Here is a 17342-nt window from a genome sequence, read left to right on the forward strand (position 1 = left end):
TGCGGACGTGCGCGTTTGAGAAAGAAGTTTATATGTTTACAAGGTTCGGAAACCGCATAGTGCTCGTGTTGCTTTTCGCTGCTTTCCATGCTGGAGTCGCACGGGCACAATCGGCTAAAGTTCTCTACAAAAGGGGTGAATCCGCAGAAGCCAGAGAGGACCTTGAAGCGGCCTATCAGGCCTATGGAATGGCTCTCAGCAAAGCCCCAGGGGAGATCCGTTACAAGCTGGCGATGGAACGTGTGCGGTCCAACGCCGCCGCATTGCATGTACATCATGGTGAAGCTCTCGAACAACAGAACCATCCCAGGGAAGCACTGGTAGAGTACCTTCGTGCGCTGGAGATTGACCCTGGAGACGTGGTGGCGCAACAGGACATTGATAAAGCGAAAACAGAGATGGAAAAGAAGGACCATCCCTCTTCAGAGCCCGATGTTCCAAACGCAGACGATCTCGATAAGCCCGGCCCCCCGGTTCATCTGGACACGATCTCCTCTGAGCCGATCACCCTGCATATGACGGAAGAAAGCAACACTCTATATCAAACGATCGGTCGAGTCGCAGGCCTCAACGTGCTGATAGACCCCGACTTTGCCGCAAAGAAAGTCACTATCGATCTGAAAGGAGCGACGCTCACGGAGGCACTCCGTGTACTCGGGGATCTCTCTGGCAGCTTCTGGAAGGCTTCCACACATAACACGATTTACGTTGCACCAGACAACCACGCCAAGCGAACACAATTGGAACAGCTCGCAGTGCGCACGTTCTATCTAACGAACGTTGGGCAGCAGGCTGACTTGAACGATGTCATTACCACTCTGCGAAACGTATTGACGCCCAATGTGAAGATGTTTGCAGTGCAGAGCCAGAATGCCATTGTGGTTCGGGGAACTCCAGACGAGATTATGCTTGCTAAAAGTTTGATCGCCAGCCTTGATCTTCCCAAGCCCGAGGTTCTCGTGGACGTCTACGTCATGGAAGTCAGTCGTGACAAAATACGGAATATTGGTATCTCTCTCCCCACCTCTCTGACGGTTACATCGAGTTCTACGGCGACCCTTAATCAGATCGGCAGTACTTCGTCCTACAGTTATTCCATCGGCCAGGCGGCCGCGGAGCTGTTGCTTACGGACTCCGATACGCGCGTTTTGCAGAATCCCAGCTTGCGGGCGTTGGATGGGCAGCGAGCCACTTTGAAAATAGGGGAGAAGATTCCCACTGCCACGGGGTCCTATACGACTGCCACTTCCACAACGACATCAGCGGTGCAGACTCAGTTCACCTACATAGACGTTGGTGTGAGTGTCGATATGACCCCGACGATTCACCAGAACCGCGACGTGACACTGAAATTAGCTGTCGAAGTGTCCTCCCAGACTTCCACCGATACGATCGACGGCGTAGCTGAACCTGTTATCAGTCAACAAAAGGTAGAGCAGGTGATCCGCCTCAAAGATGGCGAAGTAAATATTCTGGCCGGCCTTGTTCAGAAGAATCTCGCTCACAACGTGAGTGGAACACCTGGTTTGGGAGAGTTGCCGCTAATAAAGTACATGTTCAGCACGCAGGAGACTGAGGTGGCCGACACAGAAATTGTCTTCATGCTGGTTCCTCACGTTGTTCGAGCTGTGACGATCGATGCGGGAGCCGCTCGCGAGATCGATACCGGTTCGGGGGACTCCATCCAGATTCAACGCGTTCCTAATTTGCAGACACAGCCGATCACGACCATAAAGGCGGTCTCACCCAGGAATTGATCGCGAGTTTCCGGCTGTGCGCCATTGCCGTTCCGAAATGAAATCCCAAAATTTGCGCGTGAAAATAGTTAGGCCGAAAGAAGTAAGGTGGTACCTTCTTTCGGCCTAACTGTTTTCACAGCATCTGTGCTTGGTTATTGTTTTCCAGCAGCCTCGAAGAGTTGCTGCAACGGTGGAAGAATGGCGAAGTTAGTTAATTCCGAATGTTCAGCCGCCGCCTTGAGAAGCGTACTCTGCTCCTCTACCCACGCAGAAGTGGGCACGGTGTGGGACTCGATGGAGTCGATGGACTGGATGCCAAGCAGGCCGAGTTTCGGTAGCTGGGCGCGACGAAGAGAAAGCTGGTTCAGCTTGGGATGCTCGGCCGCCACGCTGTCCAGCGCTGCTCCGGTCGCGATCCATGATTGGAAGAGGTTCGTAAGCTGCTGGTGCGCAGCCGTGTGCTCGGTGGGCGAGGCGCTATGCAGATATCGTTCGACGAGCAGAACAAGCTCTTCTCGGATTGGGGGATCCGGCCGCGTGTAGTCGACAGGATTGGCCATAGGGGTGAGCTGCGAGGTTTTCTGCTGGCTATAGCGTTCATGAAGAGAACCAGGTGAGAGTACGGAGATGAGCACCGCAAGTTGAGAGCTTCCTTCCTCGCTGCCGGCGAGCTGCCGCAGACCGGACTGTGGTCCGGAGATATGGGTGAGCCCAAGGCCATCCAGCCGAATGGATTCGACCGCAAGCCGCCGATACATATCGGGAACATCACGCGTCTCACGAGTCGACCAGAAGCGCTCTGCAAGGGCGGCAGTGCGCGGCCATATCCTCGAGTCGACAGTCTGCGGGGTGATTTGCTCGGCCCACATGCAGACTTCACCGCCAAGAATGAGCTTTTGCTGCTCGGCTGTTAAGGTGGAACCGTCCGGAATTGGATCGTCGAGATACATCCGTTCGGCACTCTTCATTCCGTCGAGATAATAGGGTGCAGAGAGAATGCCACGGTTACCTTGCTTGGCCGCAACCGAGAGTGATTCGACGCCGCGCCAGCTCTGGATGATTGCGTCTTTAGGGGTACCGGGGTTGAGAATTTCATCCCAGCCGACCATTTGCTTATGGTGTTTCTTCACCAGAGCGAGGACACGCGTGCTGAAGTAGGTCTGTAGCTCCTCTGTGGACTTCATGTTGTGGGCCTGCATGAAGGCTACGATATGTGGGGTAGCCTTCCAGTCTTTACCGTTGCTCTCATCTCCGCCCATGTGCATATACTCGTCGGGGAAGAGGTCTGCCATCTCGCCGATGAACGCATCGAGAAACTTGTACGTATTCTCCTGAGTTGGGTCGAGTGCTCCGTCCCAGACGCCGAACGGGCGGGCGATTGCATAAGGACGCTGAACGCTGGCGAACTCCGGCATGCCTACAAACCAACTGGTTACGTGGCCGGGAACGTCAAACTCCGGAACGACGCGGATGCCTCGGGCGCTCGCATAACGAATAACATCGCGCACCTGGTCCTGGGTGTAGAAAAGCCCGTCGGAGCCCATGAGCGTGAGTTTGGGGAACCGCTTGCTTTCTATACGAAAGCCCTGATCGTCAGTGAGGTGCCAGTGGAAGACATTCAATTTAACGGCGGCCATACCGTCCAGCGTGCGATAGATGACGGGTAGAGGCATGAAATGACGGCTTACGTCCAGCATGAGTCCGCGCCAGGGGAAGCGCGGCGAGTCGTTGATCTGGACAGCTGGTATGGCGTAGTGACCGTCTTCGACTTGGAGTAGTTGCTGCAACGTTTCGAGGCCATAAAGGGCTCCGAAGACAGTTTTAGCCTGTAAAATCACCTTATTGCTGGTAGAGTCGATGGAGTAACTCTCATCGGTATCCAGTGTGGGACGCGTGCCTGTGGTGTCCTGCACCTGAATCGTCAGGGTCGCGTTGGCATCCTGCGGCGCTTTATTGAGCTGGACTCCGGTATATGCCTCCATCGCATCGAGTGTGCGGCGTGTGGCCTCTTCGAGGATGACGTTATGGGCGCCACTGAGAGAGACGGTGAAGTCCTTGGTGAAGGGAATAGAGCCGCTGGCAGTAGTCATCCGCGACGGTTCTGGGAGGAGCGTGTTCTGGAAGACTGGCGATTGTGCGGAGACGGCCATAGAGGCAAAAAGGCAGAATACTCCGAGGCTGACACCTTTAGTACAGTGATGACGCAGGACCGGCGTACGGTTCATTACAACTCCTTCTCTAACTCGTTTTCTCGTTTTGCTCTTTGTCAGCCGAAGCTACTTCAAAAAAAGGCCGCCACTGGCGTCAAAGCGCTATTCAGGACAGTCTTGCTCAAACCACAATATTACAAACTCGTCGTCCAAGTGAAAGAATATGATCGCAAACGAAGTTTCGGATGATCCAATTGCCTTTTTTGCGCAAAAGAATATGTCGATCGCAACGATAGAACAGCCCTGGAGAGACGCAGAATGCATTTGACTGAATCGAAGCTCATGAAGAAACAGGCCACCCGGATTCCGATGAGCGTCGCAATCGCGTTGCCTTTGCTCCTCGCTGCACTGCCAAAATTTGCTGTTGCTCAGGCATCAGCCCACGATTTAAAGCACCCTGCGAATGCCCCCTCTTTAGACCAGCCTCGACCGCTTCCTGGCCCCCGGCCTACGCAGGCGACTATCGAGCAGTGGAAAGACAGGAAGTTCGGCATGTTCATTCACTTCGGCCTTTACTCCACGCTGGGTGGCGTATGGGACGGAAAGCAGATCGACAACGGATACAGTGAGCAGATCATGGCGAACGCGCCAATACCGCTCGACAAGTATGCGGCTCTCGCTGCAAATTTCAACCCAACACGGTTCGATCCGGACGCTATCGTCGCACTGGCCAAAGCCGCTGGTATGAAGTTCATCGTCATCACAGCCAAGCACCACGACGGCTTCAATATGTTCCATACGCAGCAAACTCCGTACAACATCGTTGACGCCACGCCGTATCACAAGGATGTCGTCAAGCAGCTTGAGGAGGCCTGTGCGCGGGCCGGTATGAAATTCGGCGTCTATTACTCTTCCATCGACTGGCACTACCCCGGAGCAAGCAGCTACATCGAGGGCAACAGCAACCCTATCCCTCCCGCACATGAAGACTTCAATGTTGCCCAGCTCAAAGAACTCCTCACGAACTACGGTCCTCTCTCGGAGATCTGGTTCGACATGGGCAAGCCCACACCGCTACAGAGTGAGCGTTTCACCCGTACCGTCCACGACCTGCAATCGCAGACCATGGTCTCCGGTAGAGTCTTCAACTATCAGGGAGACTTCACCGTTATGGGAGACAATCAGGTTCCCGATTTCGTCATCGACGAACCCTGGCAGACTCCTGCCTCCATCTTCCCCGAGACCTGGGGGTACCGTTCCTGGCAGCGCCGAGACGATCTGCAGGGCAAAATTCACGAGAACATTCTCCGGCTTGCACAGGTCGTCAGCCGTGGCGGCAACTTCATCCTTAACATCGGCCCTGCTGGAGATGGATCGATCGTTCCGTTTGAAGCAGATGTCCTGCGTGGCATAGGTCGCTGGATCTCGACGAATGGAGAGGCAATCTACGGGACCGATCCCCAACCCTTTCGTCAGTTGGACTTCGGCTATGCCACGGTTGGGAAGGGAAAACTCTACCTTTTCCTGCACAATCCGGATAGCAAGTCTGGCAATCTCAGACTTCCTGGGCTTGAGACCTCCCTGCAGCACGCCTATCTCCTGGGCGATCCCGCGAAGACTGAACTCGCAATCCATCGGGATGCTACTGGCGTATCCATCTCAACAGAAAATCTTGGGGCGATATTGAACCGATTGCGAGCCACGCAAAAAGACGGCTCTTCGGAGAACACCTTTCTTCCGGTAATCGTCGCCTCGTTTGCCGGAGAGTTGAAGGTACGCCCTGCGGCCATTGCTCCCGAACCGGACGGCCACTTTGTTCTAGGGACTGGCAAGGCAGACCATTTCGTCAACTACAACGGCTATGGCTATGAAGCGCCAAGCACTGTATACAAACTTCGTTGGCATGTAGCTTCCACCGCCGGCTTATATCGTGTGGCACTCCGATATAAGCCGTCACAGACACCCGCATCCGTCGATCTTGTAGTGAACGGACGACGTCAGCCTATCCAACTGGCTTCCACATCAGCATCAGGAGATGGGACTGCGGTTCTGGACCATATTCGCATCGAAAACAGAGCGGTTACGAGCATCGAAATCACCCCGCCCGAACCTTTCTATAAGGGAACCAAACTTCCAGATGGAATTCTAAGTCTGGAACTAACACCGGAACCCAAATAGGGCCGGGTACCGGCAAGATCCATCGCAAATGCCAGGCGGTCCCTAAACGACGATCACCTGGACATGCTGCTGCTGAAAGGCCTCGACCATCTTGGTGTCGACGGCGTCGTCCGTAATGATGGTATGTAGAGCGCTTGTGCCGCAGACTTTGACGGAGGTGAACATGCCGAGTTTGCTCGAATCCGCCACTGCAATCACCTGTTTGGCATGCTTCACCATCTCACCCAGAACTAGCGCTTCGTCGGATTCAATCACCGTTAGGCCATGTTCGGGATGAATGCCGCACGCCCCGATAAACACCTTGTCGAAGAAGAGTCGCTGCAGTGAGTCGAAAGCCGTCGCCCCAACCATTGAGAACGCGCCCGGCCAGCGAATCGAACCTCCCGTAAGGGTCACACGGGCGTTAGGAAGGCTGGAAAACTCCATTCCTATATTCACCGCGCTCGTCACGATATGGATGCCCTCGCGATGCCGCAGGCTGCGCGCCACCTGTGTGGTGGTCGTACCCGGCGAAAGCGCAATCGTATCGCCTTCATTGACCATTTCCGATGCTGCGATAGCGATACGTCGCTTCTCATCCGTAAAACGCTCCTCGCGCAGCGGAAAAGCCGCATCAAAACGGAACGGTTCGTAGGTCATCTTTCCAGCCAACTCCACGCTGCCGTGGGTGCGGTTCACTAGGCCGCGCTGCGCGAGCTTAATCAGATCGCGCCGAACACTTGCCGGGGAAGCATTGATGGTGACAGCCAGATCCTCAACACAGCTCTGCCCCTTCTGAAGCAGGACGTGAAGGATTTGATTCGCGCGATCTTTAGTTTTTGGAGCCATAGGTCAGTTCATTCTAATGAGGCACAACCCGCATACACCTGAATCGCTTGTGGGTTACGCAACCATTTGAGCATATGAATCACATTTGTTCAAAATTGTGAAATTTTACGTTGACAAGGCTTCACGAAGGTTTCTATGCTCTTTCCATCAAGTAATTCCCAATATCGTGGCCAGCGGATATCCGAGAGAACCCAGGCTCTGTCCCCGCATGAATTCCTTATGCCGTATGCAACTTGGAGTTGTTCAAATGATGAAAACAGCCAGAACTACAAAGCTTTGTACGCGTCTCTCAGGGATTGCGATTGCCATAGCGGCACTTTTTTATACACCTGTTCTGCTCGCGCAGAATGTGACAGGAACGATCTCCGGCACCGTCGCCGATCCGAGCGGCGCCGTGATTTCTGGCGCGCACGTAACCGCTGAGAACACCGGCACAGGCGTTAAGGCTGAATCGACGACAAATGGCTCCGGCGACTACGCCATTCGCTTTCTGCCAATTGGAACGTACAGTGTGAAGATCGAAGCGCAGGGTTTCAACGCGCAGACCATCGCGCCCTTCGCGCTTGAAGTCAATCAGACGGCAAAGTTCAACACCAGCCTGACGGTGGGCTCCAGCAGCGCCAGCATCGAGGTAAAGAATGAGGTCGCTCCCATTCTGGATACGACGGATGCGACACTGGCCACCACGTTTACCGCAAACCAGCTTGCAAACCTGCCCCTGAATGGTGGCAACTTCGCACAGGTGGCGGAGTTTTCTGCTGGTACGGTCGCCACGCCAAACGGTTTTTCGGGTAGCAACGCAATTGAGCGAGACACTGGCTTCGGCGCTACTGTTGCTGTCGGCGGAAATCGCAACCAGGAAAACGACTACACGCTTGAGGGTGCCGACAACAACGAGCCGCAGCAAAATCTGATTGCGTATAATCCCGCCGTTGAAGCGCTTGCGGAGGTTCGCACCGTCAGCGCAAACGCTGGCGTAACGTACGGAAACTCCAATGGCGGCTCAATCGTTTCCATCTTCAAATCAGGAAATAACCAGTTTCACGGCTCTGCGTTTTTCTATCTTGAAAACTACAATCTTGATACGAACTCCTGGCACAACAAAGACCAAACCCCGATTGTCGCCAAAAATCCTTATACCCAGACAAAATTCGGAGGCACGCTGGGCGGCCCCATCTTGCGCAGCAAGAAACTCTTTTTCTTTGGAGACTATGAAGGGAACCGGTATCACTCCGGGGGCCTCGCTATTAGCAGCGTGATGCCGGCCGCATGGCGCGCGGGAGATTTTTCTTCACTATTAAATCCCCCAATAGGTGCTAACGGCCAACCAGAGTTTACTCCAATCCAGCTTTACGACACGCAGAATAACTTCGTTCCCTATGCTAACAATCAGGTCCCGATAGTGAATCCGGTTGCGAAGTTTCTCTTCGCCCATCCTGAACTCTATCCGCTTCCCAATGCGACGTCGACCGACGGCAAGATGCAAAGCAACTATCAGTCGCCGCAGCAGAAGTACATCGTCAACAATCAATATGACATCAAGATCGATTGGAACCCAGGTAGCTCGAACCAGTTCTCGGCCTTCTACTCATCAGGACGTGGGTATGACGCGACTTCTGCGTCATTTCCGGCTGCCATTCCTAGTACCAATGTCTTTCCTATACATATTGGTGGCGGCAGTTGGATTCATGTTTTCTCAAATGCAATTGTTAATGAGGCACGTTTCGGCTTTACGCGCGTCCGTTGGGATCAAGGCATTCCGTTCGATCCGTCGGGAGCCTTTGGTTTGAGCGGAAACAGTATCGTAGGCATTCCGTTTGGAACGCAACGCTATGTTGGGTTCTCACAGCAAGGTTTTGGCGGAACCAACCCCGGTACGACGGCAGGTGTTGGAATTGTTCGAGATAACACCTTCAAATACACCGACAATCTAACTTGGCAGCATGGCCAGCATCTGCTTACGATGGGCGTACAGGCCAGGCGCTATCAGCAGAACTATATCAATACTGGCAGTACTGGCGACTCGGGGTTTCTCGGAAACTTCAGCTATAGTGGCCTATTTTCAGGCAACCCAAGTTCAAATCCTCTATTAAACAGCCTGGGCTACGCACCAACGGACTTTGTTCTTGATCGAGTTGCTTCCAATGGGCTTTCGTCGGGTCTTGGCGAAGATGGCAATCGCCAGTGGCGCATGGCCGGATACTTTCAGGACGATTGGAAAATCACGCCAAAACTGACTCTCAATATCGGTCTCCGTTACGAGTTCGATCAGCCTTGGTATGAAGCGCATGACAAGACGGCCAATATCGTATTCCAAAGTGGGGTAGCAGTAGTGGAGTATGCGGGTTCGGTTCCGGCTGGGGCCGTTCCCGGGTCGATCGTCTGCCCGACACGCGCCTGCTATAACGCCAATTGGACACAATTCATGCCGCGTTTCGGCTTTGCCTATCAGATCGTTCCACGTCTCGTTGTTCGCGGCGGCTATTCTGCAACCAGCTTCCTTGAGGGCGATAACTTCAATCAGCGGCTTACCTCCAGCCCGCCTTTCGTATCATTCAGCTCTGTCATCGCAACCAATCCATCTGGCACCAATGGCGGTACACCATCAACGGTTGAAGACGGGTTCAGTACGCAGTTCAATGGCCAGGGATCTACCACCTACTCTGTTTGGCCGCAAAACCAGCAGCCTGCTTACGTTAGCCAATATAACCTTACGACGGAATACGCCTTAACCAATACACTTTCGCTGAGTGCTGGTTACCTTGGTGAATCTGGCCAGCATCTTTCCAACTATGGCTATCCTGGGCAATTCACGATAGCTCAGGCGAATATCTTCTCACTTCTTCCAGCCGCAATTCAGAACGATCAGTCGCTGTGGCCTGCCTCACTCAATACGGCTTATTCGAATATCCCAGGCGTTGGTAAAAATAGCTCAAACGTTCTTGTAACTGGATCGTCGGCCATGATGAACTACAACGGCCTGTTGATGACGTTGCGGCAACGCACCCATCATGGGCTCGAGTTCACGGCCAACTACACGTATTCGAAGGCATTGGCGGACCAGACTAGTGGTAACTATGGAGGTAACGCCACAAATTACTTCAACTACGCCCAGGATTACGGCCCTGCAAGCACCGACATTCGTCACAACATCACTTTCAACGGTGTTTACACATTGCCTGTCGGTCGCGGACAAGACTATGGCCACGACATGAATCATGCGCTCGATTTGATTGTTGGCGGTTGGAAGCTTTCGGCTACGCTCATCAATTACAGCGGATATCCCGTTACAATTACTGGCCCAAACAATACCAGCATTAACAGTAATACTATTAGTGCGCGAGCAAACCGGTATCGCTCCTTCAAGATTGTGCATCGGAGCCTCAATAACTGGTGGGGAACGGACCCTTCGGTGCAAGATTTTGTGAACGTGGTTAATCCCCAGACAGGCGTGTCTGCACTTCAAAGTCAGTGCGCTCTCATTACTTCGGATAACGGTGTGTGTGCGTACGGCTCAGAATCCAATACTCCAGGTCAGCAGCAATATGGGACAGCAGCTTCCAATAGCGAACGCGGACCTGGCTATCGTCAAGTGGATGCCTCGCTCTTCAAGGACTTCCATATTTATGGTGAGCATATGATTGGGTTCCGTGCCAATTTTTATAACCTGTTCAATATTGCTAGCTACAGTGCCCCAGACAGCAACATAACAGACGGTAACTTCGGACAGATAACCAATGTCTCTTCACCACCGCGACAGATTGAACTCAGCGCGCACTACAATTTCTAGTCAAGTGCAATAGTTAAAAGGCGAGACGTGGATTTCAAAATCCACGTCTCGCCTTTTAAGGCTATAACTACATTGCTACGAAATATTGTCTATTTATTGCAGCTTCCAGATTGATCTGCCTTGAGGCGCTGACTAGGGCAGTAAACGCAGCGCATTCTCCCGGTACACCTTTCGCAGAACATCAGCCGGAAGGTTCAGACCGTAGATACTCCAGCGGCCTTGACGCGAGGCATGCGAGGGATACTCGAAGTATTCATCCTCGGTCTCAAGAAACCGGTAGTACAAACGGTACATCTCCTTTTCCGGCAAGAGGTCGGCCCCAAAGAGGATTCGATCGGGAAACTTCAGAAAGAACTTGCGTGCCGAGTAGGGTTGTCTTCCTAGCTCGGATGCACGGGCGCTGATATCGACATAAACGTTCGGATAGGCCTCCAGCAGTTCCGTGACTCGTGCGAGGTTCTCGCCGCATTCGGCAACATGAGCAGCCACAAAGGTCGTCTTCGGATGCCTTGCGATGACCCGGTCGCGCTGATCAAGCAGCTCCTGCTTGGTATATTGTGTGCCGCTAAAGGCCCAGTCCGGATGCGCCGCTAGTTCTTCGTAGCGCTCGTTACGGGCATCAATCGGTAGGAAAAATGCGTCAGGATCGGCCGTGTGGAACATCACAGGCACGCCCAGCTCCGCGGCCTTATCGAAGATCGGAGCCAGCCGTTCATCATCGATGCGCAACAGCTCTCCCGAACCATCTCGTACACTGAGCCCAAGATCCTTCCAGAACTTGATGCCCACCGCGCCGTGTTCCACCAGACGTTCCAGGCGGTCGCAGCTCATCTTGGTAAAGTCTGAGCTCTCCACCCCACTCCAATCCATCCAGCCAATCGTGGCAAAACGGTGCGGATCTTCGGAACGAAAGCGATCTATCCCCTTAAGCGCACTCTCTCCTGTCTGCATCGTGATGTTGACGATGCGCTCGATACCGCAAGCGTCCATCACGCGAAGAACATCCCGAGGAGCGAGGGCGTCCAGATGATTGTGGTAATCGATCACCGGAAACTGGGGCTTTTCAACGACATGGTTATTGGCTACGAGTGTAGAGCGCGGATGAAAACTGCCAAGCGGAAGTGTAACTTCTGCTTGTGCCGTTACCATGGCGACAAATTTATCCTCATTCTTGGGTACGGTCATTGGATCGGCTTCCTTTTGCCTGTTGGAGAATGACGTAAACGCGAGCGTCGCGCAAGGCTAATGTGGGCACTCTATCGAAGCGCCAAACTATCTGTCAATCTAAATCGAAATAAAACGAAATATAAAGCAATCCGGCTTCTCATGCAAGGGCTGAACGGATGTTGAGGCTTGCCAGGACACCGCACTGTCCATCGAGACGTAGCGGTCAATCTGCAGCCTCAGTTATGGCGAAGACGAATCATCCCGGCACGGGAACGCGTCGGAAACGATTGTAAATGAAACATTCGGTCGGTCTGTGATCCACTACGCTAACACAATGTATGCATTTAGGGATTCTATTTGTCGTTTTCTAAATTCGTATTGTTTCTTTTTGTACGTTATGATAACTATTCGTAATAGGATAGACTTTGGAGTGCGTTTATGAGTTCGTTAGATGTGGCGATCGCCGGCGAGATCAATCTGGATCTCATTTTTTATGGGCTCCCGACGGAGATCCCCGTGGAGCGGGAGCTTCTGGCGACAGGCTTTGAGGTGACGCTCGGTAGTTCTTCCGCCATTCTGGCGCATAACCTGGCGTCTTTGGGTCTCGCAACGGGTTTTATCACCCGCGTGGGGCCGGACGAGTTGGGTCGCCTTGCACTCGATCGCCTGGCGGAAAGCGGCGTAGATCTGAGCAAGGTGGTGCATGCGCGCGAGGGCGTGGGCACTGGGGTCACCGTGCTTCTCCAACATGGCAGCGAACGACGTATTCTCACCTATCCCGGGACAATGGGCGAGATGTCGTGCGCTGATCTGGATATCAGCTATCTCGCCTCGGCACGCCACTTTCACCTCTCTTCACTGTTTCTCCAGCGTGGACTGCAAAAGGATTTACCGGCCCTCTTTCGCGATTTGAAGTCGCGGGGTCTCACGATTTCCCTGGACACGAATGATGATCCTGCGGACCAGTGGGGTGGAGTCCTGCCGGAGCTGCTTCCTCTTATTGATGTTCTCTTGCCGAATCGACAGGAGCTGTGTCGCATGACCCAGCGGGAGAGCGTAACGGAGGCGCTGGATTCACTTGCAGCCGTAGTCCCAATCATCGCCGTAAAGTGCGGTAACGAGGGGGCGATTGTTCAGGCAGGGAAACACCGGACTCACGTGCCACCAGTCTCTGTTCAGGCGGTGGACACAATCGGTGCGGGAGACAGCTTCAATGCAGGGTTTCTCGCCGCATGGCTCTCTGGCTACAGTGCGGAGGAGAGCGCAGCCGCCGGCAATATTACCGGCGCACTCTCCACGCAGCGGTCAGGTGGTACAGAGGCGTTTCGCACGGCGAATGACCGCGAAAAGTTTTTACGAGACCACAATTTTCCCCACCTTCCATGTCACTCTACGAACGCCGGCGCCGACCGCGTTACACAGGGATAACGGATCGGTCCTTAGAAGGTTCGATTGGAGAAAGTAAATGCGTTTTACGCCAGGAACAGACCTAGCGGGTACTACATTAGGAGCTTTGGAAGACATGAATCCTCTCAAACAATTACTCGATCTGCCGGCAGCGGAAAAAGAAAAACGCGGCCTGCTGCACACACCGCATGAGATTGCTCAGCAGCCCGCTACATGGAGGAGCACTTGGAAGCTCTTTGAGAAGCGTCTTCCGGAGATTCAGGAGTTTCTTATTAAGGCTGGCCTTCAGGCGACGCCGGATCAACGGCCTATTGTGTATTTGGTGGGAGCAGGTACGTCCGATTACATCGGACAGTGTCTGCATCACCTGCTTCGGCAAAAGTGGCAATGTGAGGTAGAAGCGGTCTCGAGCACCAGCCTCCTCATCGACTTTTCCGACCTCATTCTCAAAGACCGACCCTATCTCTGGGTATCCTTCTCGCGTTCTGGTGATAGCCCCGAAGGGGTTGCGGTTCTGCAGCGCGCGCTTGCGCAGCAGCCGCACATCTCGCATTTAGTGATCTCCTGCAATGCTGCTGGCAAGATGACACAGATGATCACCGGGCAGGATAACTGCCTCAGCATCGTGCTTGACGAAGAGACCAATGACAGAGGCCTGGCGATGACCAGTTCGTTTACGAACATGGTTCTCTTCGGGCAGGCGCTCGCGCACACATGGTCTGCGGCGGAGTATGCGCCCATCGTCGAATCGATGTGCACCGCGGCGGACAGCTTCCTGCCTCTGGCGTCGAAGATGGCGATAACTCTTGCAGAGCTGGATTACACACGCGCATGCTTTATCGGATCGGGTGTACTTGCCGGAGTGGCACAGGAGTCAGCGCTCAAATTGCTCGAGTTGACTGCCGGCAAGGTGAAAACAATGTCGCAGACGACACTTGGTCTAAGGCATGGACCCATGGCCGCTCTCGATCGGGAAACCCTGTTCATCTGCTTTCTTTCCACGGAGAGCACACGTCAGCGCTATGAAATTGACCTGTTACGTGAGATTGAGCGTAAGCAATTGGTAGGCGCGTCAGTCGCTGTGATCGGCTGCGGGGCACGACTTCTTCCTGAGATTGAGAACACCCAGATACTCGCGCCCGTTGGTCATTGGGATGTGCCGGATATTTACAGGCCCGTGATCGATGTTCTCTTCGGGCAGGCTCTAGGACTGTTCTTTAGCCTTCATCATGGTCTAACGCCAGACTCGCCGAGTCCAAACGGTGCGATCAGCCGGGTCGTTCAACCCATCATGATTTATTGAGGAGATTGTATGTCCGCCGCATCCACCTTTGATCTTCAAGATCTCGCACGGCTACGCACGAAGGGTAAGACCCCTGGGATTTACTCCGTCTGCTCAGCCCATCCTTGGGTTCTTGAAGCTGCGATGAAGAAGATCGCGAAAAGCCACGAACCGCTGCTGATTGAGGCGACCTGCAATCAGGTGAATCAATTCGGTGGCTATACCGGCATGACCCCTCAAGCGTTCCGCGAATACGTGTTCTCCATCGCGGCTCGCGTAGGTTTCCCCCAGGACAGGATATTGCTGGGCGGAGACCATTTGGGGCCATACCCCTGGCGCCATCTGCCCGCGTCGGAAGCCATGCAGCATGCAGCCGACCTTGTAGCAGCATTTGCGAAAGCCGGTTTTACGAAGATCCACCTGGATGCAAGCATGGCTTGCAAATCCGACCCGGTACCGTTGCCCGATGCTGTAATTGCGGAAAGAGCAGCACGATTAGCCAAGGTGGCAGAGGGGATTGCCGGCCACGAACACTTCCGCTACGTAATAGGTACAGAAGTGCCGGTGCCAGGCGGTTCTACGGAGGAGCTAGCGGTGTGTGTCACTCAGCCGTCCGATGCAGAAGGGGCGCTGACGCTGCACAAGAATGCTTTTGCTTCAGCAAGCATAGACGATGCGTGGACACGAGTGGTCGCTCTTGTCGTCCAGCCGGGTGTCGAATTCGGACACGAAGATGTAGTGGAGTATGACCGGCCAAAGGCTCGCCAGTTGTGCGCGCTCCTCGATCGGCACCCGTCGCTTATCTTTGAAGCCCATTCAACCGACTACCAAAGGCCTGAAGCCTTTGTCGAGTTGGTGAAGGATGGGTTCGCCATCCTGAAAGTTGGCCCTGCTCTTACCTATGCAATGCGACAGGCAATCTTCGCGCTTCTCTTGATTGAAAAGAGAATGGTCTCCGAAGAACATCGTTCTCACCTTGAAGAGGTGCTTCAGCAAGCCATGATCGAGCATCCGGAACATTGGAAAGAGCACTACAGCGGCGAACTGCTGGTGGTCGAACGGTTGCGGATACATAGCTACAGCGATCGGATTCGCTATTACTGGACTCTCCCCACCGTCACGGCGGCTGTCGCTAAACTTCTTGAGAATCTCGATAGAACGGGCATTCCGGAGACGTTGCTATCCGACTATCTCCCAATTCAATACGTTCGCGTTCGAAACCATGAGTTAGAGAATTCCCCAGTCCCTCTGATCCTCGACAAGATCGGAGACGCTCTCGAACCGTATATAGAGGCTTGTGGCGGACTCACCTCCGAGGCATAGCGTCCTAAAAATCTGTCCCAAAAACTCGCGATTGCACCTATTTTGTAAGTGTTGCTGTTGTTTGTTTTTCGCCGTCATCCTGAAGCGGAGCTGAAGGACCCCCGCATTGGCATCACCACAGACGCAAGGCGAGACAAAACAACAAGAGCAACCGCGAGTCTTTCGACACGCTCTAAGAGTCCCCGGGCTTACTCCGTCGTGGCTTCTGGCTATAGCGAACCGCCGGCAGGATGCTGTTCCACGGAACAGGTGATGCCAAAATCATCGACGTGTTCGTCGCCACATAGGGCATCATGGAGTCGATGACTTCCTCCATGTGGGCCACATCTCGAACGGCTATCTGTACCATGAAGGATTCGGCGCCGGTAACGCGGTGGCATTGCAGTACCTCGGGTAATTTTCGAACAAGCGCGGAGAACTTTGTGAGTTTGTCGCCCGCCACCGTTACTTTGACGAAGGCACGCACAGGCAGTCCTACTTTCGATGGATCGACAAGGGTGCGATAGCCAACAATCACCTGTTTTTCTTCAAGCCGGTGAACCCGCTCAATGACGGCCGGGGTAGACAGCCCCACGCGGCGACCGAGTTCTGCAAAAGCGATACGTGCGTTCGCTTGAAGTTCTGCCAGAATCTCGCAATCGATGTTATCGATGTCCGGTGAGGCCAATCCAGTCATACACGTTCTCCAGAAATCAAAGACTATAACCAATAGCTGTTGACTATTATCCTGTGTAAAGGTCGTTACGCATTTCTTTCTAATGCAGATTATAGGGAACACCATAAATCCATCATTCCGAAGGTGACAGAAGATGCGTTTAAAGATTGCCACCGTTGGGGAACCGGTCTTGCGAACTCCGGCGCAAGCGTTGTCGAAGGAGCAGATCTTGAGCCCTTCGATTCAGAACCTCATCGACTACATGAGAGAAACCGTTCGCGATGCTCCCGGAGTCGGTCTCGCCGCTCCCCAGATCGGAGAATCGTTGCAGCTTGCAGTTATCGAAGACAAGGCTGAGTACCAAAAGACGTTTACCGAAGCTGAGCTGAAGGAGCGCGGGCGCAAAGTGATCCCGTTCCATGTCCTTGTGAACCCAGTCATTGAACTGCGCGGAGAGCCAACCGCGACCTTTTTCGAAGGGTGTTTAAGCTTGCCCGGTTTCACCGCGCTGGTACCCAGGGCAAAAGAAGTACGGGTCACATGTCTCGATCATGAGGGCGAGCCTCGGGTCATTGAGGCTTCAGGATGGTATGCGCGCATCCTCCAGCATGAGATTGACCACCTGCACGGCACGCTATACATCGACCGCATGCAAGCCCGTAGTTTTTCTTCCCTCGAAAACTACACAAGACATTGGAAAAACCATTCTCCTAAATGATTGGATCAAATTCCGGATCGAAGCACGCATTTACTCCACCCTGGGTTACGGACCAAGAAAAGGTAGAGCCCTGAAGGGGCGGTATATCTCGGTTGCACGATATAC

The 17342-nt window shown here is 53.7% G+C and carries 11 protein-coding genes; 7 read left to right on the forward strand and 4 right to left on the reverse strand.

Annotation, left to right across the window (positions count from 1 at the left end):
* Positions 1–59: 59 nt before the first annotated feature.
* Positions 60–1757, forward strand: a complete 1698-nt coding sequence (locus GSQ91_RS12995) for a secretin N-terminal domain-containing protein (protein WP_158822013.1) — start codon at positions 60–62, stop codon at positions 1755–1757.
* 134 nt (positions 1758–1891) lie between these two features.
* Here the strand turns inward: GSQ91_RS12995 and GSQ91_RS13000 are convergent, their stop codons facing one another.
* On the reverse strand, positions 1892–3964 hold the full coding sequence (locus GSQ91_RS13000) for a beta-N-acetylhexosaminidase (protein ID WP_158822015.1): 2073 nt from the start codon (positions 3962–3964) through the stop codon (positions 1892–1894).
* A gap of 243 nt (positions 3965–4207) precedes the next feature.
* Here GSQ91_RS13000 and GSQ91_RS13005 point away from each other — a divergent pair, with 243 nt between their 5' ends.
* Positions 4208–6067, forward strand: a complete 1860-nt coding sequence (locus GSQ91_RS13005; RefSeq protein ID WP_254064550.1) for an alpha-L-fucosidase — start codon at positions 4208–4210, stop codon at positions 6065–6067.
* A gap of 42 nt (positions 6068–6109) precedes the next feature.
* Here the strand turns inward: GSQ91_RS13005 and GSQ91_RS13010 are convergent, their stop codons facing one another.
* Complete coding sequence (locus GSQ91_RS13010; protein ID WP_158822017.1) at positions 6110–6895, reverse strand: DeoR/GlpR family DNA-binding transcription regulator; 786 nt, start codon at positions 6893–6895, stop codon at positions 6110–6112.
* A gap of 247 nt (positions 6896–7142) precedes the next feature.
* Here GSQ91_RS13010 and GSQ91_RS13015 point away from each other — a divergent pair, with 247 nt between their 5' ends.
* Positions 7143–10685 (forward strand): TonB-dependent receptor, encoded by a 3543-nt coding sequence (locus GSQ91_RS13015; protein ID WP_158822019.1) that lies wholly within the window; start codon positions 7143–7145, stop codon positions 10683–10685.
* 132 nt (positions 10686–10817) lie between these two features.
* On the opposite strand, the gene GSQ91_RS13020 is transcribed toward GSQ91_RS13015, so the two are convergent.
* A complete protein-coding gene (locus GSQ91_RS13020) occupies positions 10818–11870 on the reverse strand; it encodes an amidohydrolase family protein (protein WP_158822020.1) in 1053 nt (350 codons plus the stop codon).
* Between the two features lie 420 nt (positions 11871–12290).
* Between GSQ91_RS13020 and GSQ91_RS13025 the strand changes: the two genes are divergently transcribed.
* The 3 genes from GSQ91_RS13025 (at position 12291) to GSQ91_RS13035 (ending at position 15864) form a co-directional block, all read left to right on the forward strand.
* Positions 12291–13280, forward strand: coding sequence for a carbohydrate kinase family protein (locus GSQ91_RS13025; RefSeq protein ID WP_158822022.1), 990 nt, complete (start codon positions 12291–12293; stop codon positions 13278–13280).
* A 94-nt stretch (positions 13281–13374) separates the two neighbouring features.
* Positions 13375–14562 (forward strand): SIS domain-containing protein, encoded by a 1188-nt coding sequence (locus tag GSQ91_RS13030; protein WP_158822024.1) that lies wholly within the window; start codon positions 13375–13377, stop codon positions 14560–14562.
* A gap of 9 nt (positions 14563–14571) precedes the next feature.
* On the forward strand, positions 14572–15864 hold the full coding sequence (locus tag GSQ91_RS13035) for a D-tagatose-bisphosphate aldolase, class II, non-catalytic subunit (protein WP_158822026.1): 1293 nt from the start codon (positions 14572–14574) through the stop codon (positions 15862–15864).
* Positions 15865–16036: 172 nt separating this feature from the next.
* Here GSQ91_RS13035 and GSQ91_RS13040 read toward each other — a convergent pair whose 3' ends face one another.
* On the reverse strand, positions 16037–16540 hold the full coding sequence (locus GSQ91_RS13040) for an Lrp/AsnC family transcriptional regulator (protein WP_158822028.1): 504 nt from the start codon (positions 16538–16540) through the stop codon (positions 16037–16039).
* A gap of 133 nt (positions 16541–16673) precedes the next feature.
* Between GSQ91_RS13040 and def the strand changes: the two genes are divergently transcribed.
* Positions 16674–17237, forward strand: coding sequence for a peptide deformylase (gene def, locus GSQ91_RS13045; RefSeq protein WP_158822030.1), 564 nt, complete (start codon positions 16674–16676; stop codon positions 17235–17237).
* Positions 17238–17342: the final 105 nt, after the last annotated feature.

The organism is Granulicella sp. S156, assembly GCF_009766105.1.
GTDB lineage: Bacteria > Acidobacteriota > Terriglobia > Terriglobales > Acidobacteriaceae > Granulicella.

Excerpts from the sequence above, each read along its gene's own strand:
- GSQ91_RS13030 (WP_158822024.1), top strand. The coding sequence starts at position 13,375 with ATGAATCCTCTCAAACAATTACTCGATCTGCCGGCAGCGGAAAAAGAA.
- def (WP_158822030.1), top strand. The coding sequence starts at position 16,674 with ATGCGTTTAAAGATTGCCACCGTTGGGGAACCGGTCTTGCGAACTCCG.
- GSQ91_RS13015 (WP_158822019.1), top strand. The coding sequence starts at position 7,143 with ATGATGAAAACAGCCAGAACTACAAAGCTTTGTACGCGTCTCTCAGGG.
- GSQ91_RS13010 (WP_158822017.1), bottom strand. The coding sequence starts at position 6,895 with ATGGCTCCAAAAACTAAAGATCGCGCGAATCAAATCCTTCACGTCCTG.
- GSQ91_RS13025 (WP_158822022.1), top strand. The coding sequence starts at position 12,291 with ATGAGTTCGTTAGATGTGGCGATCGCCGGCGAGATCAATCTGGATCTC.
- GSQ91_RS13020 (WP_158822020.1), bottom strand. The coding sequence starts at position 11,870 with ATGACCGTACCCAAGAATGAGGATAAATTTGTCGCCATGGTAACGGCA.
- GSQ91_RS13005 (WP_254064550.1), top strand. The coding sequence starts at position 4,208 with ATGCATTTGACTGAATCGAAGCTCATGAAGAAACAGGCCACCCGGATT.
- GSQ91_RS13035 (WP_158822026.1), top strand. The coding sequence starts at position 14,572 with ATGTCCGCCGCATCCACCTTTGATCTTCAAGATCTCGCACGGCTACGC.
- GSQ91_RS13000 (WP_158822015.1), bottom strand. The coding sequence starts at position 3,964 with ATGAACCGTACGCCGGTCCTGCGTCATCACTGTACTAAAGGTGTCAGC.
- GSQ91_RS13040 (WP_158822028.1), bottom strand. The coding sequence starts at position 16,540 with ATGACTGGATTGGCCTCACCGGACATCGATAACATCGATTGCGAGATT.